The organism is Planktothrix mougeotii LEGE 06226, from assembly GCF_015207485.1.
GTDB lineage: Bacteria > Cyanobacteriota > Cyanobacteriia > Cyanobacteriales > Microcoleaceae > Planktothrix.
The window spans coordinates 55,499-75,933 of sequence record NZ_JADEWU010000023.1 but is presented as its reverse complement, the minus strand read 5'-3'; the positions used below and the strand labels follow the sequence as shown (position 1 = coordinate 75,933).

16 protein-coding genes are annotated in these 20,435 nt (G+C 37.6%); 8 read left to right on the top strand and 8 right to left on the bottom strand.

What is annotated here, in order from left to right:
* Positions 1 to 76 precede the first annotated feature (76 nt).
* Positions 77 to 328 carry a YlxR family protein gene (locus IQ236_RS12285; protein ID WP_072721595.1) on the top strand — a complete coding sequence of 84 codons (252 nt, stop codon included), beginning with the start codon at positions 77 to 79 and terminating at the stop codon, positions 326 to 328.
* A gap of 442 nt (positions 329 to 770) precedes the next feature.
* Complete coding sequence (gene infB / locus IQ236_RS12280; RefSeq protein WP_193869521.1) at positions 771 to 3,896, top strand: translation initiation factor IF-2; 3,126 nt, start codon at positions 771 to 773, stop codon at positions 3,894 to 3,896.
* 64 nt (positions 3,897 to 3,960) lie between these two features.
* On the opposite strand, the gene IQ236_RS12275 is transcribed toward infB, so the two are convergent.
* The 5 genes from IQ236_RS12275 to IQ236_RS12255 all read right to left on the bottom strand — a co-directional run bounded on the left by IQ236_RS12275 (position 3,961) and on the right by IQ236_RS12255 (position 11,041).
* Entirely contained in the window at positions 3,961 to 4,437 is a 477-nt protein-coding gene (locus IQ236_RS12275) for a TspO/MBR family protein (RefSeq protein WP_193869520.1), read from the bottom strand.
* A 91-nt stretch (positions 4,438 to 4,528) separates the two neighbouring features.
* On the bottom strand, positions 4,529 to 6,460 hold the full coding sequence (locus tag IQ236_RS12270) for a tetratricopeptide repeat protein (protein ID WP_193869519.1): 1,932 nt from the start codon (positions 6,458 to 6,460) through the stop codon (positions 4,529 to 4,531).
* 2 nt (positions 6,461 to 6,462) lie between these two features.
* A complete protein-coding gene (locus IQ236_RS12265; protein WP_193869518.1) occupies positions 6,463 to 8,781 on the bottom strand; it encodes a tetratricopeptide repeat protein in 2,319 nt (772 codons plus the stop codon).
* 76 nt (positions 8,782 to 8,857) lie between these two features.
* Entirely contained in the window at positions 8,858 to 10,738 is a 1,881-nt protein-coding gene (locus IQ236_RS12260; RefSeq protein ID WP_193869517.1) for a tetratricopeptide repeat protein, read from the bottom strand.
* A gap of 24 nt (positions 10,739 to 10,762) precedes the next feature.
* Positions 10,763 to 11,041 carry a hypothetical protein gene (locus IQ236_RS12255; RefSeq protein WP_193869516.1) on the bottom strand — a complete coding sequence of 93 codons (279 nt, stop codon included), beginning with the start codon at positions 11,039 to 11,041 and terminating at the stop codon, positions 10,763 to 10,765.
* An 88-nt stretch (positions 11,042 to 11,129) separates the two neighbouring features.
* Here IQ236_RS12255 and IQ236_RS12250 point away from each other — a divergent pair, with 88 nt between their 5' ends.
* The 5 genes from IQ236_RS12250 to IQ236_RS12230 all read left to right on the top strand — a co-directional run bounded on the left by IQ236_RS12250 (position 11,130) and on the right by IQ236_RS12230 (position 17,543).
* Positions 11,130 to 14,639 (top strand): glycosyltransferase, encoded by a 3,510-nt coding sequence (locus IQ236_RS12250; RefSeq protein ID WP_193869515.1) that lies wholly within the window; start codon positions 11,130 to 11,132, stop codon positions 14,637 to 14,639.
* 73 nt (positions 14,640 to 14,712) lie between these two features.
* Positions 14,713 to 15,480, top strand: coding sequence for a Uma2 family endonuclease (locus IQ236_RS12245; protein WP_193869514.1), 768 nt, complete (start codon positions 14,713 to 14,715; stop codon positions 15,478 to 15,480).
* Between the two features lie 136 nt (positions 15,481 to 15,616).
* On the top strand, positions 15,617 to 16,579 hold the full coding sequence (locus IQ236_RS12240) for a GDP-mannose 4,6-dehydratase (RefSeq protein WP_193869513.1): 963 nt from the start codon (positions 15,617 to 15,619) through the stop codon (positions 16,577 to 16,579).
* Between the two features lie 26 nt (positions 16,580 to 16,605).
* Positions 16,606 to 17,286, top strand: a complete 681-nt coding sequence (locus tag IQ236_RS12235) for a Uma2 family endonuclease (RefSeq protein WP_193869512.1) — start codon at positions 16,606 to 16,608, stop codon at positions 17,284 to 17,286.
* A 26-nt stretch (positions 17,287 to 17,312) separates the two neighbouring features.
* Entirely contained in the window at positions 17,313 to 17,543 is a 231-nt protein-coding gene (locus tag IQ236_RS12230) for a nucleotidyltransferase family protein (RefSeq protein ID WP_193869511.1), read from the top strand.
* A 225-nt stretch (positions 17,544 to 17,768) separates the two neighbouring features.
* On the opposite strand, the gene IQ236_RS12225 is transcribed toward IQ236_RS12230, so the two are convergent.
* From IQ236_RS12225 to IQ236_RS12215, 3 genes are all read right to left on the bottom strand, one after another.
* Positions 17,769 to 18,380, bottom strand: a complete 612-nt coding sequence (locus IQ236_RS12225) for a Uma2 family endonuclease (RefSeq protein WP_193869510.1) — start codon at positions 18,378 to 18,380, stop codon at positions 17,769 to 17,771.
* A gap of 129 nt (positions 18,381 to 18,509) precedes the next feature.
* Complete coding sequence (locus IQ236_RS12220; RefSeq protein ID WP_193869509.1) at positions 18,510 to 18,959, bottom strand: DUF29 domain-containing protein; 450 nt, start codon at positions 18,957 to 18,959, stop codon at positions 18,510 to 18,512.
* A gap of 33 nt (positions 18,960 to 18,992) precedes the next feature.
* On the bottom strand, positions 18,993 to 19,610 hold the full coding sequence (locus IQ236_RS12215; RefSeq protein ID WP_193869508.1) for an aspartyl protease family protein: 618 nt from the start codon (positions 19,608 to 19,610) through the stop codon (positions 18,993 to 18,995).
* Positions 19,611 to 19,833: 223 nt separating this feature from the next.
* Here IQ236_RS12215 and IQ236_RS12210 point away from each other — a divergent pair, with 223 nt between their 5' ends.
* Positions 19,834 to 20,379 (top strand): hypothetical protein, encoded by a 546-nt coding sequence (locus IQ236_RS12210; protein ID WP_193869507.1) that lies wholly within the window; start codon positions 19,834 to 19,836, stop codon positions 20,377 to 20,379.
* Positions 20,380 to 20,435: the final 56 nt, after the last annotated feature.

Here is a 20,435-nt window from a genome sequence, read left to right as displayed (position 1 = left end):
TAATGGGGTAGGCTTGAGGTACATCTAACTCCTGATAACTGTTAACTGATAACTGATAACTGTCAACGGTCAACCCATGAAAAATCAACGTCGTTGCGTTGCTTGTCGCCAGTTAGCCGGCAAAGAAACCTTCTGGCGATTTGTCCGGCTCTATCCATCCCATCAGGTACAATTAGATCAAGGAATGGGTCGTTCAGCCTACCTTTGCCCCAACCCTGATTGTTTAAGAGTGGCTCAGAAAAAAAATCGACTGGGACACGCACTCCGGGCTTCTGTGCCAGAGGAACTGTATCAAACCCTATGGCAACGTTTAGCAACGCCTGATTAAGAAGCACTCACCAGTCAAGGCGATTTTTCTGAATCAACTGCCGATTGAAGTTCATAACCGATGTTAGGAGGTGTCAAGTTCACATTTAATCACTGAATTTAACAGGCAAGATGCCTGTTCCACTTCCCCAGATAGAAGACTGGGATATTCAAGTTAAACCAGAATAGGATAAATGGGCTGATGTGTCCAATGCTCCTCCTTCACCCGAAGGTTTATATCTGCTAACTTGAGAAAAACAATTGTAAAGATTTGAGGGGTTCAAGTTCAACAAAAATTGAAATAACATTAAGAACTGTCACAGCAGACGAATCCTCTGCATCCTTGACACTTAAATAACAAGAGCAGATGATATCGTTATTTAAAATGTAGAGGTTACTGTTGTAAGAGTAAATCGAACTATGTAAACATCAAACAATGGGTTGGTACGAAGAGGGGTCAGTGGATGAACAACGCCAAAGTCAGAATTTACGAACTATCACGGGAACTTAATTTGGATAACAAGGACATCTTAGCGGTGTGCGAACGGCTGAATATTTCGGTTAAAAGCCACAGTAGCACGATTTCAGAATCTGATAAAGAACGCATTGAAAAGTATGTAGCAACTCACCCGAACCCAGGTCAGCTTGATGGGAAATCCGAGCGATCGCACCCCAATGGGAAATCATCAGCAACGGCACCGGGCGAGAAGAAAAAGCAAGAAATTTTAGAGATCCAGAAGCCAAGAATCAGGCCTAACTCCGATGTCTCAGCCGTTTATGGCTCGGCGGATTCCCCTGCATCAACGTCAGTTGCCACTCCACCTAAGTCACTTGTTTCTCCAAAAGCGCCTGTGAAACCCACGTTAAATCGACCAGTGTTATCGAAACCCAATGCTCCTGCTCAAGCGGGAACGGAATCTTCCGAAACAACGGCCAGTGAATCTTCCCAAGCTGAACAGATTGGCATTCCTGCTCCGGCCGAAGAGAACAGCAGCTTTCAAGAGGTTGACCTCGATTTGTCAGAACCACCTCAATTGTCTCCTCCACCTGTTAGACCTGCATCCCCCGTTCCGGTTTCTTCTGTTCCTATCTCAGTTGCTACGACAGAGACAGCACCTATCGTTAAAAACAAGCCCGTTTTAAAAACGAATAAACCTGCACCTAAATCCGTTGAACCCAAATCTAAAACGGACGGGCCGGAAAGACCCACTCCTAAACCGCAACAAGCTCCATCCCTGGCTTCAGCAGAAACAAAAGAAAAAGACTCAGAAGTCAGAAAACCACCGCGCAAAGAGATCGGGACTCCCAGACCCAGCCGGTCTGTCCCGGAATTACAACCCCCTCCTGCGCGAAAATCGGCGGTTCAACCGATTGATGACGATGCAGAACCGTCCGAAAGCGCAGAAGAGGAACCCTTAATTGCCACAGATGATTTAATTAAACGGCCAAAACGGGCTGCTGTGACCTTAACTCGACCGAACCCCCCGCGAACTGGGAAACGAGGGCCAGAATGGGAGGAAGAGGAAGAAGAAGTTGTAGATACGGGTAAAGCCAAATCCGCTAAAGTTAAGGCTAAACGACGGGCTAAACCGTCTTTGGATGAAGACGATGATGATGAACTCAACGCATTATCTTTATCCAATGCCAATAACGCCATGATGAGTATATCTCTGGCCCGTCCACCGAAGCCCAAAGCCGGCCCTGGACAAGGTAACGTGGCAGCAACAACGGCTAAACCGAAAAAACAAGCTCCGAGTCGGGGGGGAGGTTCTTCGGCTGCAAATATGCGGCGTACAGAAGCAAAACCGAAGGCAGAACGCCCGGAAAAAGTGATTGTACCAGGGCCAATGACGGTTCAAGAACTAGCAACCGCCTTAGCCTTACCGGAAACGGAAATTATTAAACGTCTCTTCTCCCAAGGAATTGCCGTTAATATTACAGAAACGCTGGACTATAACACAATTTTAGTGATTTGTCAAGAGCTAAACGTTCAAGTTGAAACGGAAGAACAAGTATCCGGTGCGATTAAACCCGACAATATCTTCAACGCGGAAGACCTAGAACATCTGCAACGCCGTCCGCCGGTGGTCACGATTATGGGTCACGTCGATCACGGGAAAACCACCCTCCTCGATGCGATTCGCGAAACCAAAGTGGCTCAAGGGGAAGCGGGAGGCATTACCCAACACATCGGAGCTTATCATGTCGATGTGGAACATGAAGGTAAAACTCAGCAAGTGGTCTTCCTGGATACTCCGGGTCACGAAGCCTTTACCGCGATGCGGGCCAGGGGTGCGCGGGTGACGGACGTGGCAATTCTGGTGGTGGCTGCCGATGATGGGGTTCAACCTCAAACCATTGAAGCCATTAGCCATGCTAAGGCGGCGGGAGTCCCGATGATCATTGCCATTAACAAAATTGATAAAGAAGGTGCCCAGCCGGATCGGGTGAAACAGGAGTTAACGGAATTTTCGCTGGTTCCTGAAGAATGGGGCGGTGACACCATTATGGTTCCCGTCAGTGCCATCAAAGGTGAAAATCTCGATACCTTGTTAGAGATGATTTTGTTAGTGGCTGAGGTTGAAGATCTGTATGCCAACCCCAACCGAGCCGCGAAGGGAACCATTATTGAAGCTCACCTGGACAAATCTCGTGGCCCTGTGGCAACTTTATTAGTCCAAAACGGAACTCTGCGGGTCGGAGATATCGTTGTTGCGGGTTCGGTGCTGGGTAAAGTCCGGGCGATGGTGGATGATCGAGGCGATCGCGTAGACGAAGCCAGTCCTTCCTTTGCGGTTGAAGTCTTAGGGCTGCGGGATGTTCCTGCGGCGGGTGATGAATTCGATGTGTTTGAGAACGAGAAAGAAGCTTCGGCTCTGGCGACATCACGGGCTGAGACAAAACGACAAACTCGCTTAACCAAAGGCCGGATCAGTCTGAGTGAATTCTCGGCTCGTGCTCAAGAAGGTGATTTGAAGGAACTAAACTTAATCCTGAAGGCAGACGTTCAAGGTTCAGTAGAAGCCATTGTCAATGCCTTGAAAAAACTGCCTCAGAAAGAAGTTGAACTGCAACTGCTCTTAGCCGCACCGGGTGAAATTACGGAAACGGATATTGACTTAGCCGCCGCTAGTGATGCCGTCTTACTCGGATTTAATACCACCTTGGCTCATGGCGCACGGCAAGCCGCTGATCGCGCTGGGGTGGATATCCGCGATTACAACATCATTTACAACCTCTTAGATGATGTTCAAGCGGCGATGGAAGGGTTATTAGAACCGGAACTGGTGGAAGAAGCTCTGGGTCAAGTGGAAGTTCGGGCAATTTTCCCCGTCGGACGCAGTACCGTGGCGGGTTGTTATGTCCTGTCGGGTAAAGTCATCCGTAACTGTAAAGTCCGAGTCCGTCGTAAAGGCGAAATTGTTCATGAAGGCGCTCTTGACTCCTTGAAACGGATGAAAGAAGATGCTAAGGAAGTCAATGCTGGTTATGAATGTGGTATTGCCTTGGATAATTTCAACGACTGGAACATGGGCGATATCATTGAAGCGTATCGGATGACCACGAAACGTCGTACCCTAACCTTATAATCTTTATCCCTAATTGCTGAACAGCCACCTTTTATTCCAGTAATAATCGGTGGTTGTTGCTGTTTTAAGCGTCTGCGGGATTTAGGGGGATCATCGCCCAGGTGGTGTAGGTTCCAATGGGACTCCACAAAACAAAAGGAAGCAGTAAAAAGGCTGCGGTCTGAGAAATTGGCCAAACACTAATTATCAACATTAAGCCTAAAATAAAACCGGTTCCCCCTAAAAGGGTTCCAACTCGTAAACTTTTCGTTTTACACATCACAGGGGTATAGGACAAAATCACTAATTCTACTAATAGATAAAACCCCATTAACACCCAAGTTTGAGGCGTTTGGGGTTCGGCTTCCCAAACTAAAATTGCTGACCAAGCCCCCCCAATAAAAACAATTGTCCAAATTAAGGGAATTGCTTTTTCAAAGGTTAACCAACCCGGACGAGTTAAACGATTAAACCATCGGATGTCATTAGGGGTCAAAAGGGTATTACTGGCTAAGGCGACGAGAAAAGCTACTCCTCCAATTACCATCCAAGATTTAATCATAATTTTTGACTCTTTTAACCTTATTCTGGTTATTTTATATTAGTTGGTTATGAGTTAAATCTCCCAAAAGCATGAAAATTAAGTGCTATCCCTAAACAATTCTAGCCCATTGCATTAATTTTAAAAGAGAATCCAAATTGACCTTAATATTTTGAGATCCATCCGTAGGAGAACAATGGGTATTCGCTGCTTCACAAAATAAACAGTAATAATCACAACCCACAATATTACTTAATTCCCAATAACAAGATAGCGTCCAATGTGGCATTAAGAACTCAATAACCTGAGTTCCTGGGGAACAAAAAACTAAATTGGTTAAGGCGGCTCCATGAGGAGAAATAATGACTTTAGTATTTGCCATATAATAGGCTTGTTGTCTAACTGATAAAGTTTCTAAATTCAAGGCGGTAAACCCAAATTGCTGTAAAAATAAGATGACTTCTGCTTCATTATCGACTTGACGATAGGATGCCAGACTTCGACTTAAATAAACTCTTTCTAAGGGCAGTAATTCTAATTTTTCTTGAGAATTGAGACACAAATTTTTCAAGAAATTACAAGCCCATTGAGGGGTTCTGGACGTTGCATGAGAATAGGAAGGAATTAAAATTTTATCTGCTTTTAAAGCTGGATTTTTGCAACTTTCAATAATTTTTTCTGGGGGAATCTTTAATAGTTGCAATGTCTCATATTCATAGTTTAATTGGTATCGATTCACAACAAAATAATCGACTTCTTTAATTAAAAAATGTTGTAATAATAAATCAAATCTAGCAATAATATCAAACATCCAGTGGTAATAATTTTCACCCCATTTTATTGATAAAAATGCCACTGTTCCACCGATATTTTGTGATGCAATAAAATGAGGAGAATTAACTAATAAAGCCGCACTTCCGGTGGATAAATCTGTGATTAATTGATTCTCTGAATTGAAAACAGCACTGGTTAATGTATCCGCCCAAACTTGGCCTTGAGGGAGACTATAAACAAAGGCTTCCGGGAAATGAATTGAGGTTAATTGAAAATGAGGGTTGAGACTTCCTGCGATTAATTTAGGGGGAGTAAGTTTGATATTACTAGGTAGATAAACTTGGATTTTAGTTAAATTGTTTTCTGTAGGAGTCGTAATAAAATCATCATCTGATAAATTAAATACTTTTTGAATTAAAGGAATTGGTAATTGATGATGAACCTCACAAAGAATAGCATCTAATGGTTGATTATTTTGTTTAAAAATAGTAGAAATACAATAATATGCTTCATGATAATCTGGCTGTAATTGTAATCCTTTAATTAAATAATCTAAAGCAAGATCCCATAGTTTCTGTTGACTTAAAATTTTACCAATGGCGATATAATACCCGCTTTGCGGATTTATATTTATGGCATTTTGGTAGGCTTGAATTGCATTTTCTAACTGATTCTGAGATAAAAAAACTTCTGCTAACTTTCCATAAAACCAATCTATATTTGGATTAAGCTGAATGGCTTGAGAATAAAATTTAATTGCATTTTCTTGTTGTTTTAATTTAAAGAAAGCATCTCCTAATTTAATATAAATCCAACAATTTATAGGCTCAATGTCAATTGCTCTTTTATAATAATCAATGGTTTTTTCTATCTGGTTTAAGTTAAAAAAAGCTTCCCCTAGACCAAAATAAGCCCAACAAAAATTAGGATTAAATTTAATAAATTGGCTATAGGCTGCGATCGCTTCTTCCCAGCGTTCTAATTTAATTAATACTTCTCCTAAACTATTGTAAGACCAAGGAAAATTAGGATTAATTTGAATAGATTTAGAATAAGCATTTATGGCATCTTCATAACGTTTTAACTGCATTAAAGCTTGACCTAATTTATAATAAATCTGGTCATTGTCAGGATTTAATTCAAGGGCTTGATTATAGAAAGATAAAGCTAGTTCAGGGGTTCCCTGTTCTAAATAATGATTTGCAGAAATTAAATAAGATTCTGCTGTTTGTAAATCTTTTCTGGTATTATTATCGTTAAAATAGCTCATTATTATTCAATAACCTTTGCCATTTTTAAAAGTTTAATAATATTATAAGGCTTAACTTTTATATTGTCAAAAATGGGAATAGAATTTAATTCGACCTCATCCACAGGTTCTCCGACACAACAGTAATATTCACAGCTAACTATATTGCAAAGTTGCCAATAATAAGAAGTCTCCCATTGAGGAAATAAAAATTCAATCACCTTTGTATTAGGACGACAAAAGATTAAATTAGTTAATCCTGATCCATGGGGTGCAATAATAATTTCTGCATTAGCAAAATAACCAACTTGTTCTTGAAAAGGTAAATGTTCTAAACACACTGTTTGAAAACCTAATGTTTCTAAAAAGGGTAAAAATTCCGACTCATTCATGACTTTTCGGCAGTTAGCATTTTCGCGGCTTATATAAATTCGCTGAGGATAATTATTTGTATTAATACCAGAAAAAAGAAATTTATTCCTAATAAAATTTACTCCCCATTTTGAGGATTTTAAATAACTCCACTGAACAAAAGATGGAACTAATAATACTGAACCTTTTACTGAGGGATAAATACAGTTATCAATGACTTTATGTTCAGGAATATTCAACAGCTTTAGCATTTCTTTTTCATAAGGAGATTGGTGACGGTTAACGACAAACCAATCAATTTTATTAAAATCAAAATCAGCTTTCTCTAATAAATGCAAACGGGCTATAATATCAAACATCCAATGGTAATAAATTAATCCGAATTGCGCTGATAAAAAAGCTACATTTCCTTCTAATTCTAAAGGCTCTGGTAATTGCTCACGACTAATTACTAACTCACTACAACCTGTTGATAAATCCTTAATTAACTGGTGTTCTGAAGTCATGACAGCAGATGTTAAAGCATCTCCCCATACTCGTCCATTAGGGATCACTGCAACAAACGCTTCTGGGGATAGCATAGAGTTAGGAAACAACCTAAAATTAGGTTCACCCAATATTCCGTTTGGAGGATTAAAAATTACCAAACTTTGAGGATAAATCGATATTTTTTGAGCCAGAGGATAATCCTGAATATTTATTAGTAAATCAGGGGATAAATTCAAGTGTTTTTTAAGTACATCAAAAGGGATAATTTGCAAATATTTACATCCATCTCCATCTAACGTTCGACCCATTTTTTCTAAAATTAAACCCAATTTAACATAACTATCAAAATCGTCTGAGTGTCGTTTTAACCATTGCAATAAATAAGAAATTGCTTCTTCCCAATTTCCTAAATTAGAATGCACTTCTACTAAGTTTAAATTTAAGTCAGGATAATCAGGATTAATGTTTAGACAATTACTAAAAGCAATGTACGCTTCTTCCCATTGTTTCAATTCTTTTAAAACTATTCCTAAATTAAAATAAGCTGCTGCAATATTAGGATTAATAGCAATAAAATGACGATAAGTAGAAACTGCTTTTTTTTCCTGTTTAACCGATTGGTAAGCTTCCCCTAAACCATAATACGACCAGCTAAAATCAGGATTTAATTCTATGGCTTTTTGATAGGCTAAAATTGCTTCTTCAAAGCGTTGTAGCTTACTTAAATTTTCTCCTAAACCTTGATACGACCAGCTAAAATCAGGATTTAATTCTATGGCTTTTTGATAGGCTAAAATTGCTTCTTTAAAGCGTTGTAGCTTACTTAAATTTTCTCCTAAACCTTGATACGACCAGCTAAAATCAGGATTTAATTCTATGGCCTTTTGATAGGCTAAAATTGCTTCTTTAAAATGTTCTTTTTGACTTAAAGCCAACCCTAATTGACAGTAAGGATGATAAAAGGTAGGATTAAATTGAATGGCGTAACGATAGCAAACAATTGCTTGATCAATTTTGCCATTGTCTAAAAATTTATTTCCTAAATTAAACTGGTCTTCCGGTTTAATTTTATCAGGTTCTCTAATTAAAATTTGATATTGACATTCGTTGGCGAGTTCCGTTTGATTGGTTGTCGTAAAAATATTGGCTAAATCTCTATAAAATTTTGTATTATTAGGATTAATTTTTATTGCCATTTGATAATAATCTGTAGCGGATTTCCACTTTTGCTTCTCCGCATAAATTATACCTAGATTGGCATATATTTCTGCTTGATTAGGTTGTAATACTAAAACTTGTTGATAATAATTTTCAGCTTGCTGGTAGTTACCTTTTAACTGCATTACAATTCCCATTAATCGATAAGCATCGCCCAATTCTTCATTGTTTTTCAAAGCAATTTTACAAATATTAATTGCTTCATCTAATTGGCCTTGTTTAATATAAATTTCAGCTTTTTTGATAATTTCTGATTGGGTCATAATTATAGAATAAACAATTAATTTGAAATAGGTTTTTATATAGATTTAGCTACACAGATCACAACATAACTTTAATCTAATTCCAGTTCAACTTCATTCCCAAAAACTCCTCTAACTGCTGATTATAAGGTTGAAAATAATTCTGGAGTAAGGCGCGTGTTGATTGGGAAATGGGGGAATAAGGTCTGGTATTATATTGAGGATATTTTTGTAAATGATATTCAGGTAAACCTAAAAATTGAAGAACTTGTGTTGTTCCCTGATCAGGATTTGCATAAAAGTCTTCACTTTTTAAAATTAAAAACTGTTCTTTGGGAAAGATTTCCATCCATTTTTTTAAGAAATGAATATAGAATCCTTTGGCGAGATATCCTTGAAATTGAGATTGGTTGAGTTTTGTCCAAAAATCAATCGTTTGATCCTGCAATTGTTCTATCTCCTGGCGAACTACCTCTTCAAAAGAACGGTGTTCCCATTTTAAACTAACCCAATGATAATAGTGAGAAATAGCTCGATCAATCGGATTTCTTAACAGAAGAATTAATTTTACTTTGGGGAAAAATTGTACTAAATTTTTAGCGACTTCTGGAGAATTAAAGTTAATGGGGTTTGCTTCTCCCACTAAACACTTATAATCTTGAGGAATGGGAGGAAAATGAGAAAAATACCATTCTAAACCTCGATGAACTTGATTTGACCAAAACGGCATTTCTTTAATCATGGATGAAATCACGTTTGGATGTTCAGATAGATAATAGTTTAAAGAAGTTGTTCCCCCTTTTTGGCTTCCAATAATTAAAAAATCCAGATGATTAACGGGTTTTAAAGTATCTCTAATAAGCTGCCATTTGGGACGAAATTGCGGAATAATTTTTTGACCTGCAATATAATTATATTCAATGGCTGCTGATAAATCACCCTTTTGAGTTAGTAATACCGCTAAATTTAAGTAAAGAATACAGGAGTCAGTATTTTTAGCAATTGCTTTGTGGTAAATATTAATGGCTGTATTTAGAGAGTTATTTTGATCAATTAACTCTACAACTATTTGATAATTCCAGAGGAAAAGATCGGGTTTAAGCTGTAAAAATTTAAGATAGGCATTAACGGCTTCATTTCTTTGCTGCTGATGAGATAAAGCCATCCCTAAATTGTAATAAGATTCGGGATCATTCGGGTTTTGTTGAATAGCCAAACGACATTCATTCGCTACTCTTTCTAAAGCTGTTTTTTGCTCTAAAATGGCTTCTAACTGTTGAGCAAGCTCTAAATGATCAGGTTGGAGATATAAAGCAATTCGATAAAAAATAATAGCGCCATCCTCATAATTATTTTCAGCTAAATATTTGGCTACTTTTACATAAAGCTCAAAATCAGTCGGTAAAAAATGCTGCCATTGAGATAACTCAGAAGGTTGATTCAATTTTGAATAATAGTCATCAATAACTGCATCTGATCCCGCTTGAATTTGGTCTTGAATAACTTCTCCAATTCGATTTAAACTTGCTAATAAATCGGGATTTTGTTTCCAAGCGTTGAAATAAGCAAAAACCGCTTCTTGTTGATTTTGTTGTTGATATAAAGCTTCTCCTAAATAATAATAAGACCAACAAAACTCTGGATTGAGATCAATAGCTTTAGAATAAGCTAAAATCGCCTGTTCCCATTGTTTTTGTTGAAGTAAAGCTGTTCCTAAGTTATGATAAGACCAAGAAAAATTCGGGTTGAGTTCAATGGCTTGACAGTAAACAATAATAGCTTCCCCCCATTTACTTTGTTTAGAAAAAATATCTCCGAGTTGATGATAAGCCCAAGAAAAGTTGGGATCGAGCTCGATAGTTTTTTGGTAAAGTGCGATCGCATCTTCCCAGTTTTCTTGTTGGTGATAGATTTCAGCTTGTTGATATAAATCTGATCCAGAAATTTCTGAGTTGACAGTGGAGTAACGATCAAACATGATTCAATATAAAAGGGATTAAATTTAATCTTTTGTTAATCGGTACACGATATAAAACATCAAACCAGCAATTGTGGGAATCGCCAGCAAATAGATCAATAAAACTTGAGAAATCCCACTAGCCACATATAATAAAGCACCGTAGGGCCCGAATACAAAGATTAAGAATAAAATCAGTTTAATTGGAGTCCATTTAACGGGTTTTAGGGTCTGCATATTTTTACCGCCTAAATTGGGTAACATCACAGATTTAGGCGGTTTTCCAAAATTATCATGTTGTCCTGATGGCTTCTGTTTTGTCATTGTTCCTCAATTTACTTTCTTTAAACTACTGATCATCGATCTCAATAAGACTTATAATAACAGGTTGATAAGCTAAAACTTTAAATTTATGTTGAGTTCATCTCCTCGAATTAGCGTTATTATTCCGGTTTACAATGGCGATCGCTACATGAGCCAAGCCATTGATAGTGTATTGAGTCAAACCTACTCCAGCTATGAGATTATTATCGTTGATGATGGTTCAACAGATAATACCCATCAAATTATACAACATTACATCGAAAAATATCAGAATCAATCTCTAATTCGTTACATTTTTCAACCTAATCAAGGAGTTGCAGCCGCTAGAAATCGAGGAATTCAGGAAGCTAGAGGAGAATTTATTGCATTACTGGATCAAGATGATATGTTTTGGCCAGAAAAATTAGCCCATCAAGTTGCTTGTTTTCAGGCCAACCCTGATGTAGCAATTGTTAATAGTGGTTGGCGTTTAATCGATGAAAATAATAATAGAATTTCTGATATTGAACCTTGGCATAATTTACCGAATTTAACCTTAGAAACTTGGGTAACTAGAACCCCCATTTTACCCAGCGCATTGATGTTTAGGCGAGATACTTGGCAGAAAATAGGGGGATTTGATTCTCGGTTTAACGGTGTGGATGACGTTGATTTTATTTGGCGTTTAGCATTGCGTGGATATTCAGCAATTTGGTTAACTGAAATTACTGTTAATTATCGACAACATCAAGAAACAGTTTCTAATACAAAAGCTAAAGAACGAGCCAATTTAATGATAGCTGTTCAAGATCATTTTTTTGGTCAGCCTAATTTACCCGATGAAATTCGTCAACTAGAAAAACTAACTCGATATGAATCCTTAACTTGGATGGCATGGCATTTATATCATACCCATCATCCTCAGCAAATGGCTGAATTTCTACAAAAATCTTTGTCCTACACTCCTTATACTATCGCTATTACCATTTCCGATTGGGTACATCGGTTCATGGGGTATTGTCTGGCTTATGGGTATGAACTGGAACTCGAAAATTTCTATAATTTACAAGATTGGAAACAATTAATTTCTAAAATAATTCCTCAAACTAAACCTAGGGTTAGTGTTATTATTCCAACCTATAACTGTGCTCAATATATTGAACAATGTGTTAAGAGTGTTCTGGAACAAACCTATACAAATTATGAAGTTATTGTTATTGATGATGGATCTCAGGATAAAACTCAACAAATTTTAAAACCTTTTTTGTCTGTAATTAAATATATCTATCAAAACAATCAAGGAGCCGCAAAAGCCAGAAATCATGGTTGTGAAATTGCTCAAGGAGAATTTTTGGCTTTTTTAGATGGAGATGACTTTTTTTTACCTCAAAAATTAGCGGAACAGGTTGCTACTTTTGATCATGATCCGACTATTGATTTAGTTCAAAGTGGCTGGTGTATTGTTAATCAAAAAGGCATCGGAGTGAGTGTCATTACGCCTTGGGGAAACGCACCGGAATTAAATTTAGAAACTTGGGTTTTACATAAGTGTGTGCGTCCGAGTGCTATGATTTTGCGGCGAGAATGGTGGGAAAAAGTTGGAGGATTTGATCATCGTTATCCTCCTACAGAAGACTTGGATTTTGTTTTACGCCTTTCTTTAATGGGATGTAAAACCGTTTGGTTTAAAGAAATTCATGCCTGTTATCGTCAACATGATCATAACTTAATGTCAGGAGGATTAAAAGTTATTGAAAATACTGAAATTGTTATGAATCAATTTTTTAATCATCCCAATCTTCCTGATCAAATTCGTCGCTTACGCCGAAAAGAAAGTTATGAACGCTGGGTTTGGTTAGCTTGGCGAATGTATCGAGATGCTTATCCTGATTTAATGATATCTTGTTTAGAAAACTCTATAAAATATACTTTTTCTCCTCTAACGGAAACCATCTCTCAATGGCTTGATGCGTTTCAAAATATTGCAGCAGACTATGGAGAAACTATCGATACTTATGCTTTAATTAAATCTCAGGAATGGCAATCCGTTTTAAATAAAATTATGAATCCAAAACTCAGCACCGAATCTAAACCTCAATTAACACCCGCCACTAATAAACCTCATATTATGTTAATGAATACTGATGATCCCGGTATTGGAGGTTTAGCACAATATGATCATTTGATTTTATGTGAATTAGCAAAATTAGGTTATCGAGTAACAGCCGTTAGACCCCAACATTATAACCCCTTAGTTGAGGAAGAAAAAGAGTTAGGAATTCAGCAATATTGGTTAGACTATAGTACCAGTAAAGATTTACCAAGAATTCTCAGAAATACCCAAGATGCAGAAACCCTTTATCAGGAAATAAAGCCCGATTTTATTATTTTTAGTGATGGCTGGCCTTACTCCCATTTTGCCGCTAAACAAGTGGCAATTCAACAGAATATTCCCTATATGATGGCGATAGGATTAGCCATGCCAGAACACATTGATTTTACTATGGGAGATAATGTTCCCTATGCCAAAGGAGTCTTATATCAATATGGATTAGCTCGGACTTTTAATACCGCAGCCTATGAACATCTTAACATTTTACAAGAGAAATTTGGCTTACCCAAAGATAAAGGAAATGTGGTATATTATGGACGATCAGAAAAATATTTTGCCCCTCCTAATTTAGCAAATCGTCAACGGTTGCGGCAAGAAATAGGGATTCCTGAAGATGGGATTATGTGTTTAACAACGGCAAGGTTAGCACCCATTAAAGGACATCGGTTTCAATTAGAAGCGATCGCCCAATTAAAACACACTTCTATCTGGGAAAAATTATACTTTGTTTGGGCAGGAACAGGAGAAGGAAGTGATCACAATTTAGAACCGGAATTAAAAGAAAAAGTTGAGCATTTAGGTGTTAGCGATCGCGTTATATTTTTAGGACAACGGTGGGATATTCCCGACTGGTTAGATGCCTGTGATATCTTTGTATTAACCTCCTTAGCCGAAGCCGCCCCATCCTTTGCCATTATGGAAGCAATGGCAAAAGGATTACCCATTATTGCCTCGGCTGCGGGGGGTATTCCCGAAGGATTAGGAGAGACCGGAAAACTGTTAACTAATCCTAATATTGATCCTCAAAAAACGGTAACTGATCTTGTTCAAGCCCTGCAAGAATTAGCTGTTAATCCTCTATTATTATCTAAAATGGGTGTAGCATCTAAACAACGGGCGGAAGAACTGTTTAAAGAAGACCGGATGTTAAAACAAACCCTAACTATTATCAAACAAGCCCTAGAAGCAGAGTTTGATTCTGACTTTGCTAATCAGCCCCAAATCAAAAACGGGATTAAACAATTAAATCAACAGTTAAATTATGCTTCCTGTCTGTGGAATGCTTGGTTTGCATATACCCAAAATAATCAAACCGATATGTTAAAATACCTCCAAGCGTCCTTAAAGTTTTCAACTTCGGAATTTATTACCGAAACCCTATTAGATTGGGTCGAGGATTTTATCAGACTATCAACCTATAAAAATCAACCCTTAAACACCTTAACCCTAACCCAATCTTCTCAATGGAAATACCTGATGGCAACCCTCCTCGGTATTCGTTCTTAGTTAGCCATCCTATCCCTTCCTGAAAAAATGTTATATTAAGATGAAAACCCCATACATAAATCCACTTTAAGCTATGTCAAATCCTACTCAAATCCTATTAGATATTCCAGAAATTGAACTGCCTCCTACCCAAGATCAACTCCCCTGTGATGATGGAATTCCGATGGAAACAGCACGCCATAAACTGCAAATGGACTTATTAATAGAACCCCTTAGTCATGCTTTACAACATCAAGATATTTATATTGGGGGGAATATGTTTGTTTACTATAGTCTCGCCCAAGTTCGCAATCAAGACTTTCGAGGGCCAGATGTTTTTATTGTTTTAGATGTTCCTCGTAAAGAACGAAAAAGCTGGGTGATTTGGGAAGAAGGAAAAGGGCCAGATATAGTCATTGAACTACTTTCTGAAAGTACCGCACAACGGGATAAAAACGAGAAAAAATTAATTTATCAAAATCAAATGCGAGTCACCGAATATTTTTGGTATGATCCATTTAATCCTGAAGATTGGCAAGGATTTCGTTTAGACGGAGGTGATTATCAACCCCTAGAACTAGATACTAAAGGACAGTTAGAAAGCCAGAAATTAGGCTTGAAATTAGTTCGCTGGTCAGGAATATTTTATAATATTAATACTGTTTGGTTACGCTGGGCAACCTTAGAAGGGGAACTATTGCCTAATAGTCAAGAACGAGAAAAAACAGCCCAAGAAAATGCAGAAACTGAACGCCAACGGGCAGAAACTGAACGCCAACGGGCAGACAAAGCAGAACAAAAAGCTAATCGTTTAGTCGAATTACTACGGGCTGGGGGGATTGATCCTGATCAAATTGAATAATTGAATTTTATAATTTTAACAGGCAAGATGCCTATTCCACACATCCCCTTGATTAGGGAGGGATAGTCAAGTTCAAAATCCCCGTTTATTAAGATTTAGGGGGATCAAACTATAAACATAAAATTGTAAATTAGTTATGAAAACAGCATTAATTTGTGGCGTATCGGGACAAGATGGTGCTTATTTAGCGGATCTTTTATTAAAAAAAGGTTATTCCGTTTGTGGCACATCACGGGATGCTCAAATGTCTTCCTTTAGAAATTTATCTTCTCTAGGAATTCGAGAAAAAATTAAATTAGAGTCCATGAGTCTGACGGATTTTAGAAGTGTATTACAAATCCTGACCAAAATTCAACCGGATGAAGTCTATAATTTAGCAGGTCAAAGTTCAGTCGGGTTATCCTTTGAACAACCTGTAGAAACGTTAGAAAGTATGGCAATTGGAACTTTAAATTTATTAGAGGCGATTCGATTTACCAAAGCCAAAATTAAACTTTATAACGCTAGTTCTAGTGAATGTTTTGGAGATACTAAAGGACTTCCTGCTGATGAAAATACTCCTTTTCGTCCCCGAAGTCCTTATGCTGTTGCCAAAGCTACCGCTTTTTGGGAAGTTGCAAACTATCGAGAAGCTTATGGTTTATTTGCCTGTTCGGGTATTTTATTTAACCATGAATCACCCCTGCGTCCTGAACGATTTGTTACCCAAAAAATTATTAAAGCAGCGATTGATATTGCAGCCGGAAAACAACAAAAACTGTATTTAGGGGATATTTCTATTCAACGAGATTGGGGTTGGGCACCGGAATATGTAGAAGCCATGTATTTAATGTTGCAACAGCAAGAACCCGATGATTATGTGATTGCAACCGGGGAAACTTATTCATTAGAAAAATTTGTCGAAGTGGCGTTTAGTTGTGTGGGGTTAAATTGGCAAGATTATGTAGAATCTGATAGTAATTTATTACGACCTACGGATATTGCGGTAGGTCGAGGAAATCCCACTAAGGCAGAACAGAAGTTGGGATGGAAGGCACAATATAAAATGCCAGATGTTGTTAGAATGATGGTAGTAAGCCCTTCAGGGCTTCCCTATTAATCCAAAACAATTAAAACAATAAAATTATGCCTAATTATACACCCTTAAAAACGACAATTCTTCCATTAGAAAATGGCGATCGCTTAACTCGTCCAGAATTTGAACGGCGTTACCAAGCTATGCCAAATCATCAAAAAGCAGAATTAATTGAAGGAGTAGTTTATATGGCTTCCCCATTACGTTTTCGTAGTCATGGAGAACCCCATGCTCAAATTAATACCTGGTTAGGGGTTTATTATGCAGCAACTCCTGGGGTTTTAGCCGCCGATAATACAACTGTTCGACTCGATGGAGAAAACGAACCCCAACCCGATGCTATTTTATTTATTAACCCCAATTTAGGAGGACAATGCCATATTAGTGAAGATGATTATATTGAAGGATCTCCAGAATTAATTGTAGAAATTGCAGCCAGTAGTGTGGCTTATGATCTTTATGATAAGAAAAGAGCTTATCAACGCAATGGTGTAAAAGAATATTTAGTATGGCAGGTTTATGAACGCCAAATTTGTTGGTGGAAACTTCAGGAAGGGGAATATATTGCTTTAGAAACCGATAAAAATGGGGTGATTAAAAGTCAAGTATTTCCTGGTTTATGGTTGGAGATGCGATCGCTTTTAGAAGGGAATTTGGCTGAGGTATTAAAAAAATTACAGGAAGGAATAGAAAGTCTTGAGCATCAAGACTTTATTCGTCAATTGTGTTAGAATAGTTAATTTTAAACCCATCTATTATGAGCAAAACTCCTTTTAATACAGCTAAATTAGATGAAATTTTATCAAATAAGCGTTTTAGACTAGAAAAAGAACGACAATTTTTGTTAAATAAAACGTTAGAATGGTTAGAAGAATTTGGGGCTAAATATGGAATTGAACAAGCTTATATTTTTGGTTCTGTAACTGAGTCTAACCGATTTCATGATCAATCAGATATTGATGTTGCTGTCGAACAGATTAATCCATGATCAGTTGCAAGCTAATTTAGATAAAGCTCTAAAATTAATGCCCTATCTTGAAGCAGATATCAATCGATTTATTGAGCAATTGTCTGATGATTTAGAGAGAAATGATCAAGAGAATTAAAAACCCCTAGCTAGAGTAAAAAATCATAATCCAACAATTGATCAGCTTTAAAAGGACAATGTTCAGGAAATATTGAAGACAGCCTACCATCCCTACGAAAAAGACAGTCAATTATCAAAAATCTGTTTAACTGTTAACTCCAACTCAGGAAAAGCCAAAGACTCAACTCTTTGATCATCACGAAATTGCTTGACCTCATACTCCCCATTAACCATATAATAAACCGAAAGCGTCGGCGATTTAGGATCACCAACAAAACGCCGTCCCCCCAATCCCAAATAATCCACAATCCAATACTCTGGTATTCCCATTAACTCATAATCTCCCACCTTTCTCAAATAATCATTCTGCCAGTTTGTGCTAACAACTTCCACCACTAACCGCACCGAACTCCCCAACGCAATAATAGACTCTTTCTGCCAACGGGATTCTTTGCTTAACTCCCCTTTATCTAACACAATTACATCTGGCAGATAACCAGACTCATCATCCAACGGTTTCAGCAAACAATCTCCCGGAATCGAGTAAGGGAAATCGTAACGGTCAATTTGAACCCCTAGTTTTAAGCTGATAAATCCTGTAATATTAGAGTGAGCACCCGTTCCTAAAGGCATTTCTACAATTCTTCCATTGTGTAGTTCATAGTTGCAGGTTGTATTTTCTGGATACCAGACCACAAATTCATCAAAGGAGATAGGTTTAGTAAGCGTCTGAATCATAATTCTCCTTAATCGTGGGATTCAAAAATTTATTTTATATTGATTTCTGTAATTAACCTATTGTATCATTAATTTTCAAAAATGGTGTTCATCGGGTAGAGACGTGCCATGGCGCGTCTCTACCGGGGGTTATGGCAAAAAATCAGAATCCAACAACTGATCAGCTTTAAAAGGACAATATTCAGGAAATATTGCAGCCGGAAGATCGGTTTTTTTAATCACTTGCTTTCGGGCTTTGGGATAAATTTCTTCCATCTCCTGCAAAAAATAATTATACAGGGTTTTGGACTTTAATAATAATTCTAGTTCAAACCGAAAATTATCAATTTCAGTTTGCCAACCTTTACCACAACGCTCTCGTTCTGCTTCCCAATATTGGTAAAGCAATAAATGAATTAGTAATTGTCTCAAATAACTAGAAACCTTGCGCTTTTGTTCATTCCCCAAAGCCAATATTTCCTCCATTAAATGTCTTAAATCAAGTCCATTTATGTCTTTTTTTTCTAACTTTTGATAAGTGTCTTGTAACCAGAGATAATAATCTTGTTCATAAAGACTATAATTCTCGATATTGTTCATGGAATCACCTTTATTTTTGGGATTATTAACTACTTATGCTTGACCGCCACGCCATTTAAAAATGATCGTCTCCTCAGCCTGCTTAAACTCGATATCAAACAAATCAAACACTACCTCTCTACCCAACAAAACTTCTTCACAAAAATCACTTTGTATCCACGCCACAGGAGCCATAAAACGATGACCTTCTATCTCTATTTCCACCTGTCTTAATAGATATTCAATACTGCCACCAATTCCTTCACCACTACCCAGATTTTCTCCCTCTCCTTTAGTGTAGCCTAATCGCTCACCAAGCTGTCTAGTAATTAAGCTAAAATCAGCCCCAGAGTCCACTAAAATTTTGACTTTTTCTGTGTTTTGAAATTTTAAAACTAATTCATACTTTGGCTGCCAATCGTGAGCTTTTAGCGATCGCATTCTCACCGGATAAAACTTAGCGGGTTCAATAAATTCACTTTCATATATCCGCTCAATCACATAACTTAATTTAGGAGTATCAGAGGGGATAGCATCTATCATTTTTCTGAAATCTCGATCATGACTAATTACCCCTTTATTAGTATAAGCGATCCATTGACCCCGATATATTTTTAATTTAGGGCGATTGGCTTTATACCAATCATTAGTTGTGGTATATTCGGGTTCCATTATTAATACTCTCCCTTGAATAAGATCCAGAAAAAGTTGAATACTTGAAGATGATAAGCTAAGATTAGCATATAATTAGGTTAATGGCATAGTCGCCTTGTCCCAAAGCCAGAATCCGATTCAGTCTATAGTAGTCAACACAATTTGGCTTTGATCTTGCCCTACAATTAGGTAAAATAACAAGATCAGTTTTGACGACTAACTAAGGATTTAGCACCCAGACATGAAAAAACTAATTGATATTTTAGAAGTGATTAATGTTCCTCTCATCGATTGTCAAGGGTTATTGGCGTTTAATCTGGACGCACCAGAAACCGGAAGCCAAATTGATGCAGATGCGGTTGAGTTTCGAGGTTGGGTTTTAGGGAAAATGTCTCCGGCGATCGCCGTTGAAGTTGTAGCTCAGGGGAGAGTGATCAAAACCATTGCGGTGAATGTTCCTCGTCCTGATGTTCTGATTAGTTATCCTCAAGTAGCAGAAGCAGGAATTAGTGGGTTTCGAGCCACCCTAGATTTGAGTAAAATCATTGATCAGCAAGACCAGTTAACAATATATGGGATTTTACGGGATCAGAGTTTGGTTAAGATGGCAGAAGTCAGGGTTAAATTGGGATCAGACTCCTCTATTATGGGGGTTCCCTTACCTCAACAGGATGCTGACTCAGGGTTAGAGGGCATACAGTTGAAGTTACAACGAATTCAAGCGGATTTAGAGCGTTCTAAGGTGTTTGTACAGACGGTGAAGACCGATTTGCAAAACCGTACATAGCTAAATGGTTAAAAGTTGGGAACTTTTCAGGCTGTGAATTGTCCTGTAGCAAGTTC